Origin of the sequence: Lentzea sp. NPDC005914 (assembly GCF_040629405.1) — a bacterium.
GTDB lineage: Bacteria > Actinomycetota > Actinomycetes > Mycobacteriales > Pseudonocardiaceae > Lentzea.
Map to the genome: position 1 here is coordinate 14732 of NZ_JBEXVQ010000001.1, position 17257 is coordinate 31988.

General features: G+C 67.8%; 16 protein-coding genes and 1 pseudogene. 14 read left to right on the forward strand and 3 right to left on the reverse strand.

The window, feature by feature from the left end:
• Nucleotides 1-271 precede the first annotated feature (271 nt).
• The 8 genes and pseudogenes from kdpF to lysA all read left to right on the forward strand — a co-directional run bounded on the left by kdpF (nucleotide 272) and on the right by lysA (nucleotide 7068).
• Complete coding sequence (kdpF, locus tag ABZ345_RS00080) at nucleotides 272-373, forward strand: K(+)-transporting ATPase subunit F (RefSeq protein ID WP_359841253.1); 102 nt, start codon at nucleotides 272-274, stop codon at nucleotides 371-373.
• A complete protein-coding gene (kdpA, locus tag ABZ345_RS00085; RefSeq protein ID WP_359841255.1) occupies nucleotides 373-1995 on the forward strand; it encodes a potassium-transporting ATPase subunit KdpA in 1623 nt (540 codons plus the stop codon). The genes kdpF and kdpA overlap by 1 nt, the downstream gene beginning before the upstream one ends.
• A complete protein-coding gene (gene kdpB / locus ABZ345_RS00090) occupies nucleotides 1992-3944 on the forward strand; it encodes a potassium-transporting ATPase subunit KdpB (RefSeq protein ID WP_359841257.1) in 1953 nt (650 codons plus the stop codon). The genes kdpA and kdpB overlap by 4 nt, the downstream gene beginning before the upstream one ends.
• 4 nt (nucleotides 3945-3948) lie before the next feature.
• Nucleotides 3949-4476, forward strand: coding sequence for a potassium-transporting ATPase subunit C (locus ABZ345_RS00095; protein ID WP_359841259.1), 528 nt, complete (start codon nucleotides 3949-3951; stop codon nucleotides 4474-4476).
• Nucleotides 4454-4661, forward strand: a pseudogene (locus ABZ345_RS00100) (sensor histidine kinase KdpD); the annotation flags it as partial. The gene ABZ345_RS00095 and the pseudogene ABZ345_RS00100, both read left to right, overlap by 23 nt.
• Before the next feature lie 29 nt (nucleotides 4662-4690).
• A complete protein-coding gene (locus tag ABZ345_RS00105; RefSeq protein ID WP_359841261.1) occupies nucleotides 4691-4975 on the forward strand; it encodes an ATP-binding protein in 285 nt (94 codons plus the stop codon).
• The gene (locus tag ABZ345_RS00110; RefSeq protein WP_359841263.1) at nucleotides 4972-5649 is read left to right on the forward strand and encodes a response regulator; all 678 of its coding nucleotides are present in this window, start codon (nucleotides 4972-4974) and stop codon (nucleotides 5647-5649) included. Before ABZ345_RS00105 ends, ABZ345_RS00110 begins: the two co-directional genes overlap by 4 nt.
• Nucleotides 5650-5754: 105 nt before the next feature.
• On the forward strand, nucleotides 5755-7068 hold the full coding sequence (lysA, locus tag ABZ345_RS00115; protein WP_359841265.1) for a diaminopimelate decarboxylase: 1314 nt from the start codon (nucleotides 5755-5757) through the stop codon (nucleotides 7066-7068).
• 7 nt (nucleotides 7069-7075) lie between these two features.
• Here lysA and ABZ345_RS00120 read toward each other — a convergent pair whose 3' ends face one another.
• Entirely contained in the window at nucleotides 7076-8674 is a 1599-nt protein-coding gene (locus ABZ345_RS00120; RefSeq protein ID WP_359841267.1) for a hypothetical protein, read from the reverse strand.
• 210 nt (nucleotides 8675-8884) lie between these two features.
• On the opposite strand from ABZ345_RS00120, the gene ABZ345_RS00125 reads away from it, so the two are divergent.
• The 5 genes from ABZ345_RS00125 to ABZ345_RS00145 all read left to right on the forward strand — a co-directional run bounded on the left by ABZ345_RS00125 (nucleotide 8885) and on the right by ABZ345_RS00145 (nucleotide 14259).
• The gene (locus tag ABZ345_RS00125) at nucleotides 8885-9310 is read left to right on the forward strand and encodes a hypothetical protein (protein WP_359841269.1); all 426 of its coding nucleotides are present in this window, start codon (nucleotides 8885-8887) and stop codon (nucleotides 9308-9310) included.
• A complete protein-coding gene (locus ABZ345_RS00130) occupies nucleotides 9252-9683 on the forward strand; it encodes a hypothetical protein (protein WP_359841270.1) in 432 nt (143 codons plus the stop codon). Before ABZ345_RS00125 ends, ABZ345_RS00130 begins: the two co-directional genes overlap by 59 nt.
• Before the next feature lie 606 nt (nucleotides 9684-10289).
• Nucleotides 10290-10454 (forward strand): hypothetical protein, encoded by a 165-nt coding sequence (locus tag ABZ345_RS00135; RefSeq protein ID WP_359842254.1) that lies wholly within the window; start codon nucleotides 10290-10292, stop codon nucleotides 10452-10454.
• A gap of 44 nt (nucleotides 10455-10498) precedes the next feature.
• A complete protein-coding gene (locus ABZ345_RS00140) occupies nucleotides 10499-11779 on the forward strand; it encodes an SWIM zinc finger family protein (RefSeq protein WP_359841272.1) in 1281 nt (426 codons plus the stop codon).
• Nucleotides 11776-14259, forward strand: coding sequence for a DUF6493 family protein (locus ABZ345_RS00145; RefSeq protein WP_359841274.1), 2484 nt, complete (start codon nucleotides 11776-11778; stop codon nucleotides 14257-14259). Before ABZ345_RS00140 ends, ABZ345_RS00145 begins: the two co-directional genes overlap by 4 nt.
• On the opposite strand, the gene sph is transcribed toward ABZ345_RS00145, so the two are convergent.
• Together sph and ABZ345_RS00155 are read right to left on the reverse strand one after the other, a co-directional pair.
• Nucleotides 14219-15139, reverse strand: coding sequence for a sphingomyelin phosphodiesterase (gene sph, locus ABZ345_RS00150; RefSeq protein WP_359841276.1), 921 nt, complete (start codon nucleotides 15137-15139; stop codon nucleotides 14219-14221). The genes ABZ345_RS00145 and sph overlap by 41 nt on opposite strands.
• An 89-nt stretch (nucleotides 15140-15228) precedes the next feature.
• On the reverse strand, nucleotides 15229-15915 hold the full coding sequence (locus tag ABZ345_RS00155; protein ID WP_359841278.1) for an FCD domain-containing protein: 687 nt from the start codon (nucleotides 15913-15915) through the stop codon (nucleotides 15229-15231).
• 77 nt (nucleotides 15916-15992) lie between these two features.
• Between ABZ345_RS00155 and ABZ345_RS00160 the strand changes: the two genes are divergently transcribed.
• Nucleotides 15993-17255: an ABC transporter substrate-binding protein gene (locus ABZ345_RS00160; RefSeq protein ID WP_359841280.1), complete on the forward strand. Its 1263-nt coding sequence runs from the start codon at nucleotides 15993-15995 to the stop codon at nucleotides 17253-17255.
• Nucleotides 17256-17257 lie beyond the last annotated feature (2 nt).

The window sequence follows — 17257 nt, forward strand, 5'->3', positions numbered from 1 at the left end:
AACCGACGATCTCACGGAAGGTCACGCGACAGGCCCCATCCGGATGAGACCCAGGTCTCCCAGGCGTCAAGAACGCGTAAGGGCCGGCCCCAACGCCGTAAGGACGCTGTCAGGCACCGCCTGATCAGGCATTTCGTGTTGCACGCTGCCGGGCGTCATCAAGAAAACCTGTCGTTGAAGGGAGCGGCGTCATGGCCGACCTGGCCTACGCGTTGCTGCTGATCGGGAGTTTCGTCGTGCTGGGCCTGACGGTGCGTGGACTGGAGAAGTTGTGAGCGGCACGGGTCTCGTCGCGAACGCCATCGCGGGCGTGATCGGGCTCGCCTTGATCGTCTACCTGTTCATCGCACTCATCAGGCCGGAGAAGTTCTGATGTCACCTCTCGTGGCCGGCCTGCTGCAGGCCGGCATCCTCGTCGCGGCCCTGGCGGTCGTGCACCGGCCCCTCGGCGACCACATGGCCCGCGTGTTCGAGAACAAGAGCCACACGAAAGCCGAACTGGCCGTGTACCGGTTCGCGCGGATCGACCCGGACGCTGAGCAGAAGTGGAGCACCTACGCGTATGGCGTGCTGGGCTTCTCGTTCGTCAGCATCGTGTTCCTGTACGTCCTCCAACGCGCGCAAGCCCTCTTACCGTTCGACTTCGGCCGCGGCAACGTCCCGCCGGGCATGGCGTTCAACACGGCGATCAGCTTCGTGACCAACACGAACTGGCAGTCGTACGTGCCGGAAGCCGTCATGGGCCACACGGTGCAGATGATCGGCCTGACCGTGCAGAACTTCGTGTCGGCGGCCGTCGGTCTCGCGGTCGCGGTGGCCCTGATCCGCGGGTTCGTCCGGCATCGGACCGACCGGCTCGGCAACTTGTGGGTCGACCTCACCCGCGGCACCCTCCGGATCCTGCTGCCGATTGCGTTCGTGGCAGCACTGGTCCTCATCGCGCTTGGCGTCACGATGAGCCTCAAGTCCGGTGTGGACGTTGACGGCCAGGCGATCGCGAACGCGCCTGTCGCCAGCCAGGAGGCCATCAAGGAGCTCGGCACGAACGGCGGCGGCGTCCTCAACGCGAACTCGGCGCACCCGTTAGAGAACCCCAGTGAGTGGACCAACCTCTTCGAGATCTTCCTGATTCTCGTGATCCCGGTCGCGCTCACCCGCACGTTCGGCCGCCTCGTCGGTCAGAACAAACAGGGGTACGTGCTGCTCAGCGTCATGGGTGTCATCTGGACCGCCATGCTCGCGGTGATCTGGGGCGCGGAGGCGAGCGGGCTCAGGCCGTTGGAGGGCAAGGAACTCCGGTTCGGCGTCCCCGGCAGCGCGATCTTCGCCGACGCCACCACCGGCACGTCGACCGGCGCGGTCAACTCGTTGCACGACAGCTACACCGGGCTCGGAGGCGGCGGCACGTTGCTGAACATCCTGTTCGGCGAGATGACGCCGGGCGGTGTCGGCACGGGCATCTACAGCATCCTGGTGATGGCGATCATCGCGATGTTCCTGGCCGGTCTGATGGTCGGCCGCACACCGGAGTACCTGGGCAAGAAGCTGGGGCGCAAGGAGGTCACGGCCGCCGCGGTGTCGATCCTCGCGATGCCGACGGTGCTGCTGATCGGCGCCGGAATCGCGGCGGTTCTGCCGAGCACGCAAGGAGTACTCAACAACCCCGGCGCGCACGGCCTGTCGGAGATCCTTTACGCCTACGCGTCGGCTTCGAACAACAACGGCAGCGCGTTCGCCGGCATCACGGTGACGAGCGACTGGTTCCAGGCGTCGCTCGGCCTGTGCATGCTGTTCGGCCGGTTCATCCCGATCGTCGCGGTGCTGGCGCTGGCCGGATCCCTTGCGGCACAGAAGAAGGTGCCGGTCACGGCGGGCACGCTGCCCACCACGGGACCGCTGTTCGCGACCCTGCTCACCGGCTCGATCGTCCTGGTCGCCGCGCTGACCTTCGTTCCCGCTCTCGCCCTCGGTCCCATCGCGGAGGCACTGCAGTGACGCACGCCAAGCCCGGTATCGCCTCGGCCGTCCCGGAGGCCTTGCGGAAACTGCATCCGCGCCACCAGTTGCGCAGCCCCGTCATGTTCGTCGTGTGGGTGGGTTCGGTGCTGGTCACTGTGTTCGCGGTGGGCGACCCGAGCGTGTTCACCATCGCGGTGGCGGTGTGGCTGTGGTTCACCGTGCTGTTCGCGAACCTCGCCGAGGCCGTCGCGGAAGGACGCGGCAAGGCGCAGGCGGACTCGTTGCGCAGGACCAAGAAGGACGCCGTCGCCAGGCTCGTCAACGGGGACGTCGTCGCGGGCACCGAGCTGAAGATCGGCGACCTGGTGGTCGTCGAGGCAGGCGAGGTGATCCCCGGCGACGGCGACGTCGTCGACGGCATCGCGACCGTCGACGAGTCGGCGATCACCGGCGAGTCCGCGCCCGTCATCCGGGAGTCCGGCGGCGACCGGTGTGCCGTCACGGGCGGCACGACGGTGCTGTCCGACCGGATCGTGGTCAGGATCACGACCAGGCCAGGCGAGTCCTTTGTGGACCGCATGATCGCGTTGGTCGAGGGCGCGGAACGGCAGAAGACGCCGAACGAGATCGCGCTGACGATCCTGCTGTCCACCCTGACGATCATCTTCCTGCTCGCGGTCGTGGCGCTGCAGCCGTTCGCGATCTACTCCGGCGGCGAGCAACCGGTGATCGTGCTGACCGCGCTGCTGGTCTGCCTGATCCCCACCACGATCGGCGCGTTGCTGAGCGCCATCGGCATCGCGGGCATGGACCGGCTGGTGCAGCGCAACGTGCTCGCCACCTCCGGCAAGGCCGTCGAGGCCGCCGGTGACATCGACACGCTGTTGCTGGACAAGACCGGCACCATCACCTGGGGCAACCGCCGCGCGACCGAGTTCATCGCGGTCGGCTCGACCTCCGAAGCGCAGTTGGTCGCGGCCGCACGACTCGCGAGCCTCGCCGACGAGACGCCGGAAGGCCGCAGCGTCCTGGAGCTCGCGGGCGGAGAACCCGCGAGCGCGCACGAGAAGACCGGCGAGTTCGTGCCGTTCACCGCGCAGACCAGGATGTCCGGCATCGACCTCGACGACCGGGTCATCCGCAAGGGCGCGGCGTCCGCGTTCGAGCTGACGGACACGGCGCGCGAGATCGTCGACGAGATCAGCGCGCAGGGCGGTACCCCGCTCGTCGTGGCGGAGAACGGCAAGGTCCTCGGCATCATCCGGCTGAGCGACGTCGTGAAGCCCGGCATGAGGGAACGCTTCGCCGAGCTGCGCGCGATGGGCATCCGCACGGTCATGGTCACCGGCGACAACCCGTTGACGGCCAAGGCGATCGCGGCCGAGGCGGGCGTGGACGACTTCCTCGCGGAGGCCAAGCCCGAGGACAAGATGGCCCTGATCCGCAAGGAGCAGGAGGGCGGCCGGCTGGTCGCGATGACCGGTGACGGCACGAACGACGCGCCCGCTCTGGCACAGGCCGATGTCGGCGTCGCGATGAACACCGGCACGTCGGCCGCGAAGGAGGCCGGCAACATGGTCGACCTCGACTCGGACCCGACCAAGCTCATCGAGATCGTGGAGATCGGCAAGCAGCTGCTGATCACCCGTGGTGCGCTGACGACGTTCTCCGTGGCGAACGACCTGGCGAAGTACTTCGCGATCCTGCCGGCGATGTTCGCCGCGATCTACCCGGCGCTGGACAAGCTCAACGTCATGCACCTGGCCACGCCGCAGTCCGCGATCCTGTCGGCGGTGATCTTCAACGCGCTGGTGATCGTGGCGCTGATCCCGCTGGCGCTCAAGGGTGTGCGCTACCGGCCGTCCAGCGCGTCGGCGTTGCTGCGGCGCAACCTGCTGATCTACGGCCTCGGCGGCATCGTGACGCCGTTCGCCGGGATCTGGCTGATCGACCTGCTCGTACGACTCGTCCCCGGGATCGGCTGAACCAATGGACAACTTCCTGAAGCAGTCGTGGGCAGGACTTCGCATCCTGCTGGCGCTGACCGTGATCCTCGGAGTGGCCTACCCGGCCGCGGTGTGGGGCGTGTCCCGAATCCCCGGCCTGCACGCCAACGCCGAGGCCACCGACACCACACTCGTCGCGGTGACACGGGAAGGCGACAAGTACTTCGTGCCGCGCCCGTCCGCCGCGACACTGCCCGCGTCCGGTGGGTCGAACAAGGGCGAGCTGAACGAGGACTACACCAGGATCGTCGCCGAGCGCCGTGCCCAGATCGCCCAGCGCGAAGGCGTTGCCGGGGACCAGGTGCCGCAGGACGCCGTCACGGCATCGGCGTCCGGCCTCGACCCCGACATCAGCCCGGAGTACGCGGCGCTGCAGGTGCCCCGCGTGGCGCGCGCGTCCGGGCTGCCGGTGGACAAGGTGCGGGAGTTGGTCGCCGCCAGCACTCACGGCACCTTCACCACCACCGTCAACGTGACGGCGTTGAACCGTGCCATCGACGCCGCCGGTTGACGGTCGCCGGGGTGAGCTGAGGATCTACCTCGGCGCCGCTCCCGGCGTCGGCAGGACCTTCGCTGTGCTCGGCGAGGCCCACCGGCGCCGGAAGCACGGCACCGAGGTGGTCGTGGCTCGTCCAGACCCAAGGCCGGGACAAGACGGCTCAGCTCCTCGAGGACCTCGACGTGGAGCCGCGCAAGGTGGTGCGGCCCGGAGGCGAGGACCTTCCGTGCTCGTGGATCTGGGGCCGCTGGGACGTGTGATCGCGAACGTGGTGCACGACGCCCTGCGGCACGGCCACCCGTCGCCGGTGGCGATCCGCGCGAGCCGGCACGGTTCGGTCGTCGAGCCGCGGGTCGTCCACCACGGCACCGGCCCGCAGAAGCAGGCGGGCGGCAAGGTGTTCGCCCCCTTCCACCGCCTCGGCGAGCGCGACGCCACCCCCGGCGGCGGGCTCACCGTCACTTCACTACCGGCGGCGATCTCGTTGCCCGCCTACGTGGAGAAACCATGACCTCAGTGCTGGTGGTCGATGACGAACCGCAGATCGTCCGTGCGTTGAGGATCAACCTCAGCGCGCGGGGCTACGACGTGATGACGGCCTACGACGGCAAATCCGCCCTCGGTGTCGCGGTGGAAGGCAAGCCGGACGTCGTGGTGCTCGACCTCGGCCTGCCGGACATCGACGGCGTGGACGTGATCGCGGGCCTGCGCGGCTGGTCGACGATCCCGATCATCGTCCTGTCCGCCCGCACCGACTCGGCGGCCAAGGTGGAGGCTCTGGACGCGGGCGCCGACGACTACGTGACCAAGCCGTTCGGCATGGACGAGCTGCTCGCACGCCTGCGGGCAGCCGTGCGGCGCGGGCTGGCACGAGATGGGGGAGACCCGGTCGTCGAAACGTCGTCGTTCGTCGTCGACTTGGCGGTGAAGAAGGTGCGGCGAGACGGCCGCGAAGTCCACCTGACGCCGACCGAGTGGGGTCTGGTGGAGATCCTGGCCCGCAATCCCGGGCGTCTCGTCTCGCAGAAGCAGCTGCTGCAGGAGGTGTGGGGTCCCATGCACGTCAACGAGTCCCAGTACCTGCGCGTCTACTTCGCCCAGCTGCGTCGCAAGCTGGAAGCCGACCCGGCCCACCCCCGTCACCTGATCACCGAACCGGGAATGGGCTACCGGCTGGAGCTGTGAACTGGGCCACCGCGCTCGTCAGGATTCCGTCAAAGCGGGGCTCGCCGGTGTCAGGGTTCCGTCCGAGGCCTGGGAATGCGGTGCCGCCGGGCGTGCACTGGGTCCATGACGCTCGCGGAGTTGTTGCCCAGCATCGGATGTGCCACCGAGCCGGTGCTGGAAGAGGGTCTGTGGCCGGACGGAACCCGCTCCTCCGGCGCGGACCTGGTGATCGGTGGAGTCCCGGTGACGCGCCTCGCCGCCCAGTTCGGCACGCCGTGCCACGTGCTCGACGAGGCTACGGTCCGCTCCCGCGCCAGGGCTTTCGTCTCCGCGCTGCCGGAAGCCGAGGTGGTGTTCGCGGGCAAGTCGTTGCCCTGCCCCGAGATCTACCGGTGGATGGCCTCGCTCGGCCTCTCCCTGGACGTGTCCTCGGCCGGCGAGCTCGCCCTCGCCCGAGCCGCGGGCTTCCCGGCGTCGCGAATCCTCCTGCACGGCAACGTGAAGACCGGCGAGGACCTCAAGGCCGCGCTGGCGTACGGGGTCTCGCGGATCGTCGTCGACTCGTTCGACGAGATCGCCCAGCTCGGCGCCCTCGCGCGGCACGGTCAGGAGGTCATGATCCGCGTGACGCCCGGCGTGGACGCCTGCACGCACGCCGCCATCGCGACCGGCGTCGAGGACCAGAGGTTCGGCTTCTCCCTGGCTTCCGGCGCCGCTCTCGAGGCGATTCTGCGGGTCGTCGAGCAGCCCTCGCTGAAGCTCGTCGGCCTGCACTGCCACATCGGCTCGCAGGTCCGGCACGTCGTGTCCTACGAGGAAACCGTGCGGCGCATGGTCGGCCTGATCGCCTCCTGCGGTGTCCGCGTCGGCCAGCTCGATCTGGGCGGCGGCTTCTGCGCCCCGTACCTGCCGGGGGAGCGGGAGTTCGATCTTTTCGGCTTCGCGCACCGAGTTCGCGCCACCCTCAACTACGAATGCGCGCTGCACCGCGTGCCCGTGCCGAAGCTGCTGATCGAGCCGGGCCGGTCGATCGTCGCCAACGCGGGGGTGACGTTGTACCGGGTCTGCGCGGTGAAGCACGGCGTGAACCGCACCTTCGTGGCTGTCGACGGTGGGATGAGCGACAACCCCCGTCCTGCCTTGTACGGCGCCAAGTACGCGGTCCGGCTGGTCGGCCGTGGCGGCGAGCTGCGGCCGGTGACCGTCGTGGGACGGCACTGCGAGGCCGGCGACGTGCTGGCCGAGAACGTGCCACTACCGGCCGACGTCCACGCGGGCGACGTGCTCGCGGTACCGGCGACGGGCGCGTACCACCACGCGCTGGCCTCGAACTACAACCAGGTCTGCCGGCCACCCGTCGTGGCGGTCAAGGACGGCGTGGCACGGCCGATCGCGCGCCGCGAGACCGAGGAGGACCTGTTGCGCCGCTATGTGTAGTTCGGGGTCAGGGTTTTTGGACCTTGCGCACGACTCCTGAGAACCCGGCGACGAAGAGCGTGGTGAAAGCCCAGCCGAAGATTTGCAGGCCGAGGCCGGCGAGATACCACCAGTGAGATGTGTCCGCCTTGAAATCGCAGCGCAGCCGACCACCTGTGTTGATCAAAGGTATCGAGAGGTCCGCGGCGAGCTTCATCGCTTCTCCGCCGGAGCAGGGCTGGAACAAGTAAGGGGTGCTCAGCGGGAAGTGTTCGATGAGGCTATGCCGATGGCTGAACCAGCTCAACGCCAACGCGAGCACGAACACGAGTCCGAGTCCGATCAGGGCGCCCCACGGTTTGTAGCCGTACCCGATGACCACATGTTTGACCCAGTGCCAAGCGCGTGCAGGCCACCACTTGGGTTTGTACGCCTGATAACGCCTGGCCTGCTGTCTGATGAGAACCCGCCGTGCGTCTCGCTCGTGTCCGGCCGCCTGCATCACTGTGGCGAGTTGATGATATGGCTCCGCCTCGTACAGGTGCGTGTGCTGGTCCAGCAAGTGCAGCCAAGGTTCGTAGGCCGAACACTCGGAGGACAACGTGGAGTAGCGGAGGCCGGCGAGCTGAAACCGCCTTCCGTCATCGCAATTCTTTGCTCTGCCGTCGCAGATCGCATCCGGCGGTAGGCAGAGACGCGTTGCTGAGGCGCATCGGAGGTCAATCGCAAGTCCCTGGCCGCTGTTGAGAACCTTCGCTGGTTTGCCTGGATCTTCTGGCGAAGGTGCGTGATGGGAAAGTCCGACGAGTTTGTGGCCGGAGCCGAAGTCCAGTCGCGACTGGATGTTCGCCGCAACGAGGTTGATCGTGGCTATCTTGCTCGAGCTTCCTTCTGCCACGAAGTTTCGGCAGAGCAACACAGAGCCGCTCACGTGGGCCGTCTCGGCGTTCAGGACCGGGCCTCCGTTGTTGCGGATATGGGTGTTGTCGCACCGGACATCGCCGCCGATCGTAGCGTTGACCAGCTGCACTGCGCCGGTGTCGCAGTTGACCACGGCATCGCTGTTTCGGAAGAACAGTGATCGTCCTATGTGGATTCCCTCGGCGTGGATCGCTGCTCCTGCGGTGTTGTGCAGAGTTGTGCCGTCTGCTTCGAGGTTCCCGTTGATCTTGGCGCCGAGCAGCCGCACCGAGCCGAACCTGTGCGCCCCGGTGGTCCGAAGGCCGCGCAAGAACAAGGATCCTTCCACTCGGATCCGGTCCGCATGGAAGTAGGGCATCTCGCAGTCGTCGAAGCACAGCCACGGAACCTCGACGTCATGAGCGATGACAGGGCTGTCGAACACGCAGTACTTCAGATGGATGCCGACCGGGAACGTCATTGATCGCATGTCGATCGGAGCGTCGCTGACGATGTGCGCATAACGTATTCCAATGCCACGGGGATGCAAGTGGTGCCCGAGCCTGCCGAGCAGGAGATCCAGTATCAGATCGGCGTGAATCACGTGGGCGTGGCTGGTAGTCCGTCTCAGTGAATCAGGACTCATCCGTGGACAGATCAGTTTGTCACCGCGCATCGCCTTGCTGACCAAGGCGTTCTCCAGCTCGCTCATTTTTCTGTCGATCATGGTTGCCTCACCTGTGCGACGTGACTGTGTATCGCCGGCAGTCGGCGGGCGTTATCCGGAGCCCGCGACATTACTCCATTCGAATGTACGGAGTTGCTGATGGCGAGCCTCGGAGCGCTGAATGGTGTGCGTGCAGGACTTCCGGCTCTGTCTTGGCGCGAGGCTCCAGACAAGAATCGACCGCCGGTGGGTTGCGGTAGAGGAGCCGAAGTGGCTTTCTACAAGGATGAACTGGTCGAATCGCTCGCCGAGCGTGTTAGTCGTTGTGCGTCGGGCGACTTGGCCGCAGTTCTGGAGCCGGCCGCCGTCGACGAGGCGGACGCGTTGCGGGCGGGCGCTATGCGACCCGCGGGAGTTGCCAACGCCGAGGTGATCGAACCGGACGTCGGCGTGGTGCTCGCGCTCTACCACTGGTTCCGGTATCAGGTGCTGCTGGAAGGGGACGACGCCGCGGATTTGCGGCTGGCAGTGCAGCTGTTCGAGGCGGTGGCGGAGTTCTCCCCGGAATACGTGCCCGACGACGTGGCCGCTACTACGGCTTTCACAGGACGACACGTCGAGGAGACGCACGGCGCGTTTGCGCGTGGTGATCCACGAAGCGTCCACTTTGTACGAACAAGCCAAGGCTGTTCGTGATCTCGAGAAGCTCGACGCGGCAATTCGTCTGCTCAGAGACGCGGTTGACGAACTCGACGACCGCGACGAGAGACGGCCGGGCGTTCTGTCGACGCTCATCGACCTGATCCTGGAAACGGGTCGCTGGTCGGGCCGCAGCCTGCCGACGGAGGACGATCCGATCGTCGCGGAATACTTCCGGTGCCATGACCGTGCGGTGGAACTGATGGACAACTCCACTGACATGTCTGACACCACTGCTGCCGAGAACTTGTTCCGCAGAACGCTCGCTCTACCGATCGGTGGTGCCGGTAGCGCCTTGGCGATGGGGGAATCTGAGCAACCTGCTGCCCATGAGATACAAAGCCGAAGGTGGCGTCGACGACCTGACTGAGGCTGTCGAGCTGGCTCGCCGCGCACGGACCGTGGCAGGTGAGGACGACCCGAGCTACGCGGACGGACTGGCCATCACGCTCCAGTCGCAGCACGAACGGTGCCGACGATCTTGATCCGCTCGACGAAGCCATCGCATTGCTGCGTTTCTCGGTCAGGTCGGTTTCGCCGGATGATCCCGCGCGAGCTGGTTATCTGAACCACCTCGGCAATGCGCTGAGGGCCAGGTACGAAGTGGACTGGGACGTAGCCAGCCTCGAAGAGGCGGTCACGGTTTGCAGGGAAGCCGTATTGGTCTCGTCGGCTGAAGATCTGAAGCTGCCGGTGCGCTTGAACAACCTCGCGGGAGCGTTGGTCTGTCAGCATCGGCGGACCGGTGATCGCGCCTTGCTCGCTGAGACGGTCAGCCTGCTGCGTCGAGCTGATGGCAGCACAGCGGCGCCGATGAATCTCGGTGACGCGCTCTCGAGCCTGTTCGAGCAGACCGGTGACCTGTCCGTGCTGGCCGATGCCGAAGACGCGTTGAACGGAGCGCTGTCGACGCTGTCTCCCGGACATCCGAACTGGGGTGCTGTGCAGGCCGCTTTGGCGTTGTCGGAGTGCGTGCATGCATGTCGCATTCGACCTGCGCCGGTTCGACTTGCTCAAGGCTCTGCACTTCACTCTTCCCGCAGACCTGGCAGAGGAACGGGTGGTGACAGGAGCGCTGTGCGATCAGTGGCGTGACGGGTGGCTGGCACCGATGCCGTACCAGCACGACGAGCCGGGTTGATTGATTCCCTCCCATGTCGAACGTGTGTTCCCTAGAGTGGCGCGATGCACTCGTACGCCTACGTCGCCGACTCCCGGCTGGACGAGCCGCGTCGTGCCCTGGGCCTGCAGACATCGGGCGGCCGGGTTCCGAACCCGCGCTTCTTCACCGGCTTCCTGGGCGACTCGCAGCAGTCCGCCACGGCGTTGCTGGCCATCGCGAAGGTCGCGGGCACCCGCTACTTCCAGCCCACCAGCGAACGGCTGCGCGACCCGGTCGTCACGTGCAACGGCGACCGGCTGCGGTTCGAGTCGTTCTCCGGCTGCTGCGGTGTCTACGCGCGGCTCGACGTGCTGTCGCAGGCGCTCGACGGCGAGGTGCACGACCGCGGTACCACCAACGTCGACGTCAACGAGCCGCTGCGGCGCGCCCTCGCCCGCGTCACGCCCGGCGACCCGCTGCACCTGACCGTCGGACCCGACCAGGTCGAGGTCGGCACGCTCGACGGCGCGGTCGTCGAGAAGAAGGTGCCGCTGCCGCCCCGCTGGCTGCGGGGTTTCGCGGAGACCCAGGTGCTGACCTCGCGCTTCGACCTGAAGGCCGAGCTGTCGCCCGCGGACGCCCAGCGCTTCCTCAAGACGTTGCCCAAGGGCCGCGCGGCGGTGTGGGCGGTGCCGTCGGGGAAGTCGTTGAGGCTCAGCGGAACGGCGTCGGCCAACGCTGTGTGCCTGGCAGGCCCGAACCGTCTCGAGACCCTGATCCCGTTGCTGCGCTTCGCCAAGGCGGTCCGCCTGTACGGCCCACCCGCCGCGAACCAGCCCGTCGCGAGCGGCTGGGAAGTGGATCTGGGCGCGCAACGGCTCACGCTCGTCCTGTCGCCCGAGGTCAACCGCGGACTGTCCGGCGAGGGCGCGGTCCTCGACGGCCTCGCTGCGGGCGACGCGGACATCGACGCCGAACTCGTCGGCGCACTGCTGGACTTCGAGCCACGAGTGGACATCGCGGACCTCGCGGACCGGTCCGGGCTCACCCCGAGCAGGGTCAGGGACGCGCTGGCACAGCTCGGCACGGCCGGACGCGTGGGCTACGACCTGGCCGAGGCCGCGTACTTCCACCGCGAGCTGCCCTACGAGGGCACGGACGTGCAGGCGATGAACCCCAGGCTGCGCAACGCGAAGGCGCTCGTCGAGCAGAACGCCGTGAGCTGGGACGGCGGCACCGCGCTCGTCGGCGACCACAGGGTCGACGGCGACGCCTGCACCTGCCAGTGGTGGGCCGAGTACCGGGGCGGGCGCGGCAAGTGCAAGCACGTGCTGGCGGCGGACATGGTCAGGGGGAAGGCGTGACGTTCGACCGGATTCGGGCGCTGATCGAGTCGGAGCAGGCGCTCGCGCTCGGGGAGGTGCTGAAGAGCATCGAGCCCGAGCAGCGCAAGGAGCTCGCGAAGGATCTCGTGGCGTACGAGAAGAAGCACCGGGCGGGCGACGGGAGGTGGACTCACCACGAGACGTTCGCGATCGCGGGCGCCGGGTTGCTGCCGAACGCCTCCACGCTGGCGCCGTGGCTGGTGCGCTACCAGACCTGGTCCAGCCGGGAAGACGCGATCACCGTGCTGCTCGACGTGCTGCGGCACCGGGAGTTCGCGAAGGACCTGGTGTCCAGGCTCGCCGCCAAGCTGCCGCGCGACATGACCCGGCGAGACCTGCTGCGGGTCGTCCTCGAGTTCTGCGGCGAGAACCCGCCCGACACCGACGGCTTCCTGCTGCACTTCATGGACTTCGGCGGCCACGTGCGGTGGCGGCCGGGCTTCGACGTGCTGATCCCGCGCCTGCTCGAGGTCGCCGGCTCCGGCGTGATCTTCGCGAACGTGCGGCAGTGGCGGGCGTTCCTGCGGGAGAGGGCGGACAGGACCGTTCTTCTCGACGGCTGTCTCGCCCGGCTCCAGCAGGGCGGCGGTGCCAAGGAGATGGAGGGTTTCCTCGCGCTGCACGAGGAACTGCAGGTCACGCTGGACGAAACGGCGGAGCACGCGCGGGACTACCTCGCGATGCTGCCGGACTCGCGCTCGACCGTCGCCACGCTCGCCCAGACCCAGCTGAAACGTCTGGACGAGGCGGGAAGGCTCGACTTCGGCCTGCTGTGCGACGCGAGCAGCCGAGTGTTCGGCCGCACCGAGAAGAAGCTGATCCGCGCCCAGCTCACGTGGCTCGCCAAGCACGCCAGGACGAACCCGGACGAGGTGGTGCTGACCGTCGCGGAACTGTTCGCGCACGAATCCGACGACCTGCGCGGCCAGGCGGTCAAACTCATCGCCAAGCACCTCGGGAACGTCAGCGACAAGACCGAACTGCGGGCACGCGCCGAGCACCTGCCGGCCGACCTCGCGGCTCAGTTCGGCGTCGAGGCCGTCGCCGAACAAACCGTGGTGCTCGCGGAGTTCGCGCCGAGGCCGTTCCCCGAGCCGTTCGCCACGGTCGACGAGCTGACCCGCGAGGTGATGGCGCTGGTCAGCCGCAACGCCGGGCACACTCCGGCCGTCACCGCCGAACGGATCGTCGAGGCGATCGTCCGGTTCGCCTGGCAGGACAGGGAAGCGATCGCCACGGCGTTCCGGCCGATCTACGCCAAAGCGCCGTGGATCCAGGACCGCCGCGCCTACGACTTCTACCCCGACCAGGCCCAGCGCAACCCCAGCACGGAGTTCACGGCGATCATCGCGACCGCTTCGGTGCCACCGGGGGAGACCGGCCCGTTCGCTCCCGACACGAGGTGGCTCAACCAGCTCCGGCGCGCCAGAACCGGTTCGGTGGGCGAGCAGCTCGCCCTGCGGCTGCACGAGATCGCTCAGGGCCTGGTGAAGTCGCCGCGACCGGCCCTGGTCTGCACCCCGACCGAGCTGTCCGGCCTGCTCGACCCCGCCACGCTGCACGACCGGCTCGCCAAGGCCGAGGCGGAGGGCTGGGAACCGTGGCCGCGCGACCTCAAACAGGCCTTCCACCGGTTGTCGCACGACGTCGACCCCGAGATGTTCGCGTCACTGCACGGCAACCCGGGACGGCTGCTGCAGGAGTGGATCACGAGCCGGACCGACCCCGAGACCGCGATCGAGGAACGCACCTACACCTACGCCGGATACTCGAACATCACCGACACCGGCCTGTACGCGACCGTCAAACCCGGGCTGGAGGCGCCGGAACAGACCCTGCGCGCCTACGACGACTGGGGCCCGATGCTGGAGTGGTGGCCGTCCGTGCTGCCGGCCGAACGGGAGATCGTCGCCGCCCACCTCATCCCGCACCTGCGCTATCGGACGGCGTCGAAGGGCGGCGACGGCCCGTTGCTGCCGATGCTCGCGGAAGCAGACGGCCGGACGGGACCGGCTCTGCACCTCGCCCTGGCTTACGGTCTGGCAGCCGAACTGACCGTCAACCGCGCCTACGCGGTCGACGCGCTGCTCACGCTCGCGGCCCGCGACCAGCTGGACGGCAGGACGCTGGGCGACCTCGTCGGACAGCTGCTCTCCCGCGGCGACGTCGCGTTGAACCGGATCGTGCCGGGCCTGCGCGACACGGCCCGGTCCGGTGCCGCCCACCAGATCTGGGACGCGCTGGTCACCGCGTTGCCGATGCTGTGGACGCACAACCGCGTGGCGGACGTGATCGAGCTGGCGGTGGAAGTGGCCCAACGGCTCAAGCCGGGCGGCGACGTCGACGGACTCGCCGAGGTCGCCGCCCGCAAGGGTTCCAGCAAGACTGTCGTGCAGGCGAAGCGGCTGGTGAGCGCACTCAGCTGGCGAACACCGGGTAGTGGTCGGACAGATCGTTGAAGGTGAGCTTGCGGCCCCACGAGCTGACCGACCACTCAGGACTCTTCACCCGCCGGGTCTCGTTGCGCAGCACCGGTCCCTGCACCGTCAGCACGTAGTCCAGGTGCTCTGAGGCGTACTCGGGCCCGTACTGCTCACGGCAGACGCTGTTGTCCGCGCAGTCCCACGAGAGCGGCCCGGCCACCTCGGGCGTCGAGGCCCCGAGATCGGCGACCATCCGCGGGAACTCGTCCGTCGCCTTGACGACGTTCATGTCGCCGGCCACGTACACCGGCTCGGACGCGGGGATGGCACGCGACGCGAGGAACGACCTGATCTCGGCGTGCTGCGACGCCCGATACCCCGCCGGCGCGCTCGTGCAGGCCGAGTCCTGCGCCTGCATGTGGGTGCCGATCACGTGGATCGGCCCGGTCGGCGCCTCGATCCGCACGTACGCGAACCCCTTGTTGGAGAACCAGTCCGCGCCGCACGCGTCGTGGTAAACGTGCTGGATTCGGGTGGTGATCGGCCAGCGGCTCAGCACCGCGACCCCGCCGTCCTCCGGCGTCGAGTCGCTGTAGGAACCGGAGGTCACGTCCCACCCGGACCGGCTGCGGCCCAGCACCGGCGTCTGGTGCGGGTAGGTGTCGCGGAGGTTCGCCAGCAACCGGTCCGAGGCGGCGTTGTCGAACGCCTCCTCGAGCACCACCACGTCCTGACCGTTCAGCACGCCCGTGCTGTCGATCAGGTCGGCCCGCGTGAGCTGACCCCAGTTCGGGTAGAGGTTCCGGGACAGCATGAAGACGTTGTAGGTGGCGATCCGCGGAGCGGCCGGGGCCGCGACCGCGGGTGCGGCCGGGATCGCGAGCACGGCGGCGGCGACGAGCGTGATCAGGCGCATGAGGCCCGATGGTGAAGGACGTGAGAATTCTTCACAACCGGGGAAGGGTGTCGTATCGATCAAGCGTTGATGAATTCAGCCTGAAGTGTTCACCGCAGCCGGTCGAGGTCGGCGCCTGACTTGTCGACCAGTGCGCGCATGGCCTCGTACGCCGCCTCGGGATCGCGAGCGGCGATGGCGTCCAGCACCGCGCGGTGCGACGGCACCGGGTCGTCCTCCACGCTGCCGTGCACGAGCTTGTCCCGCTCCGCCAGTCCGATCGCGATGATCCGCTCGACTTGCGTCAGGAACACGTTGTGCGTCGCCGTCATCAGCAACCTGTGGAAGTCGAGGTCCGCCCGGACGGTCGCGGCCAGGTCGCGCGCCGAGGCCATCCGGTCCACGGCCTGGCCGAGAGCCTCGATGTCGGCGTCGGAGGCACGTTCGGCGGCGAGGCGGGCGGCGGCGGGCTCGACGATCACCCGCATCTCGGTCAGCTCGTCGAACAGGCCGTGGTCGGCACCGGCCTCGGTCTGCCAGCGCATCACGTCGGTGTCGAGCAGGTTCCACGACGAGCGCGGCTGCACGAACGTCCCGCGCTTCTGCCGGGCGTCGATCATTCCCTTGGCGGACAACACCTTCAGGGCCTCGCGCAGTGCCGTCAGCGACACGTCGAGCTCTTCGCGCAACGCCGGGAGGTCGAGGGTGTCGCCCTCGCCGATCTCACCGGCGAGGATCCGGCCCGCCAGCGCCTCGACGGTCTGGCCGTGCACGCCTCGTAGCCGCTTCTCGCTCATGGGGTCAGATCATACGGCACATCATAAATTATGAATTATTCTTGACTGGGGGACCGTCGCAGCGCACTCTGTCCGCCATGGACAGGCGTCACTTCCTCCGCGTCACCGCTGCCGCGGGCGCTGGGCTGCTGGTCAGCGGCACGGCATCCTGCGCGACCTCAGCGTCTTCCGGCCCGGTCACCCAGGCCGCGGGCACGGCCACGATCCAGTCGAACCTCTCGGCGCCCGCGGCGAAAGCGGCGATCGACGCACTGGTGAAGGCGTTCAACGACAGGAAAGGTTCGCAGGCCTCGGTCAACACCGTGGCGTCCGAGACCTTCCGCACCCAGCTGCCGAGCTACCTCACCTCGGCCAACCCGCCCGACCTCTTCACCTGGTACCCCGGCTCACTGCTCAAGGGCTACGAGAACAAGGGGCTGCTGCTCGACGTCAGCGACGTCTGGCAGACCATGGGCGACTACCCGCAGGCTTTCAAGACGTTGAGCGGCAAGGTGTTCGTGCCGACGACGTACTACTGGTGGAGCTTCTTCTACCGCAAGTCGAACTTCCAGAAGTGGGGCGTCACCCCGCCGAAGACCTGGCCCGAGTTCGTCGAACTGTGCAAGGTCCTGCAGACCAAGGGCGTGATCCCGCTCGGCATGGGCGCGGGCTCCGACTCGCCGTGGACCGCGTCGGCCTGGTTCGACTACTTCAACATCCGGATCAACGGCGCGCCGTTCCACCGCGAGCTGCTCGCCGGCAAGCAGCGGTTCGACGACCCGAAGGTCAAGGCGATCTTCACGCCGTGGCGTGAAGTGCTGCCCTACACCGACCCGAACGGCACCGCGATCGGCTTCCAGGAGGCCACGACCGCGATGCTGCAGGGCCGCACCGCCATGTTCCTCACGGGCGCGTTCTTCGCCGACGCCGCACCGAAGGACGCGATCGACGACATCGACTTCTTCCGGTTCCCGATCATCGACCCGAAGGTGCCGCTCGCCGAGGAGGGTCCGACCGACGGCTTCTTCGCGAGCTCGAAGTCGCCGCACGTCAAGGAGCTCAAGGAGTTCCTGACCTACGCGGCGTCCGTGGGGGGCCAGGAGGTCTACGTCAAGAACTCCTCGGGCACGATCCTGCCGACGCACCCGAACGCCAAGGACTCCGGCACACCGCTGGTTCAGAAGGGCCGCGCGCACCTGAAGGAGGCCGCGGAGATCACCCAGTTCTTCAACCGCGACTCCAGCGACGCGTTGCAGCCCACCGCCGACGCCGCGCTGGTCAAGTTCCTCCAGCAGCCCGACCAGTTGGACTCGATCCTCGCGACCTGGCAGAAGGCCGCCGAGCAGGTGTGGTCGGCCTGATC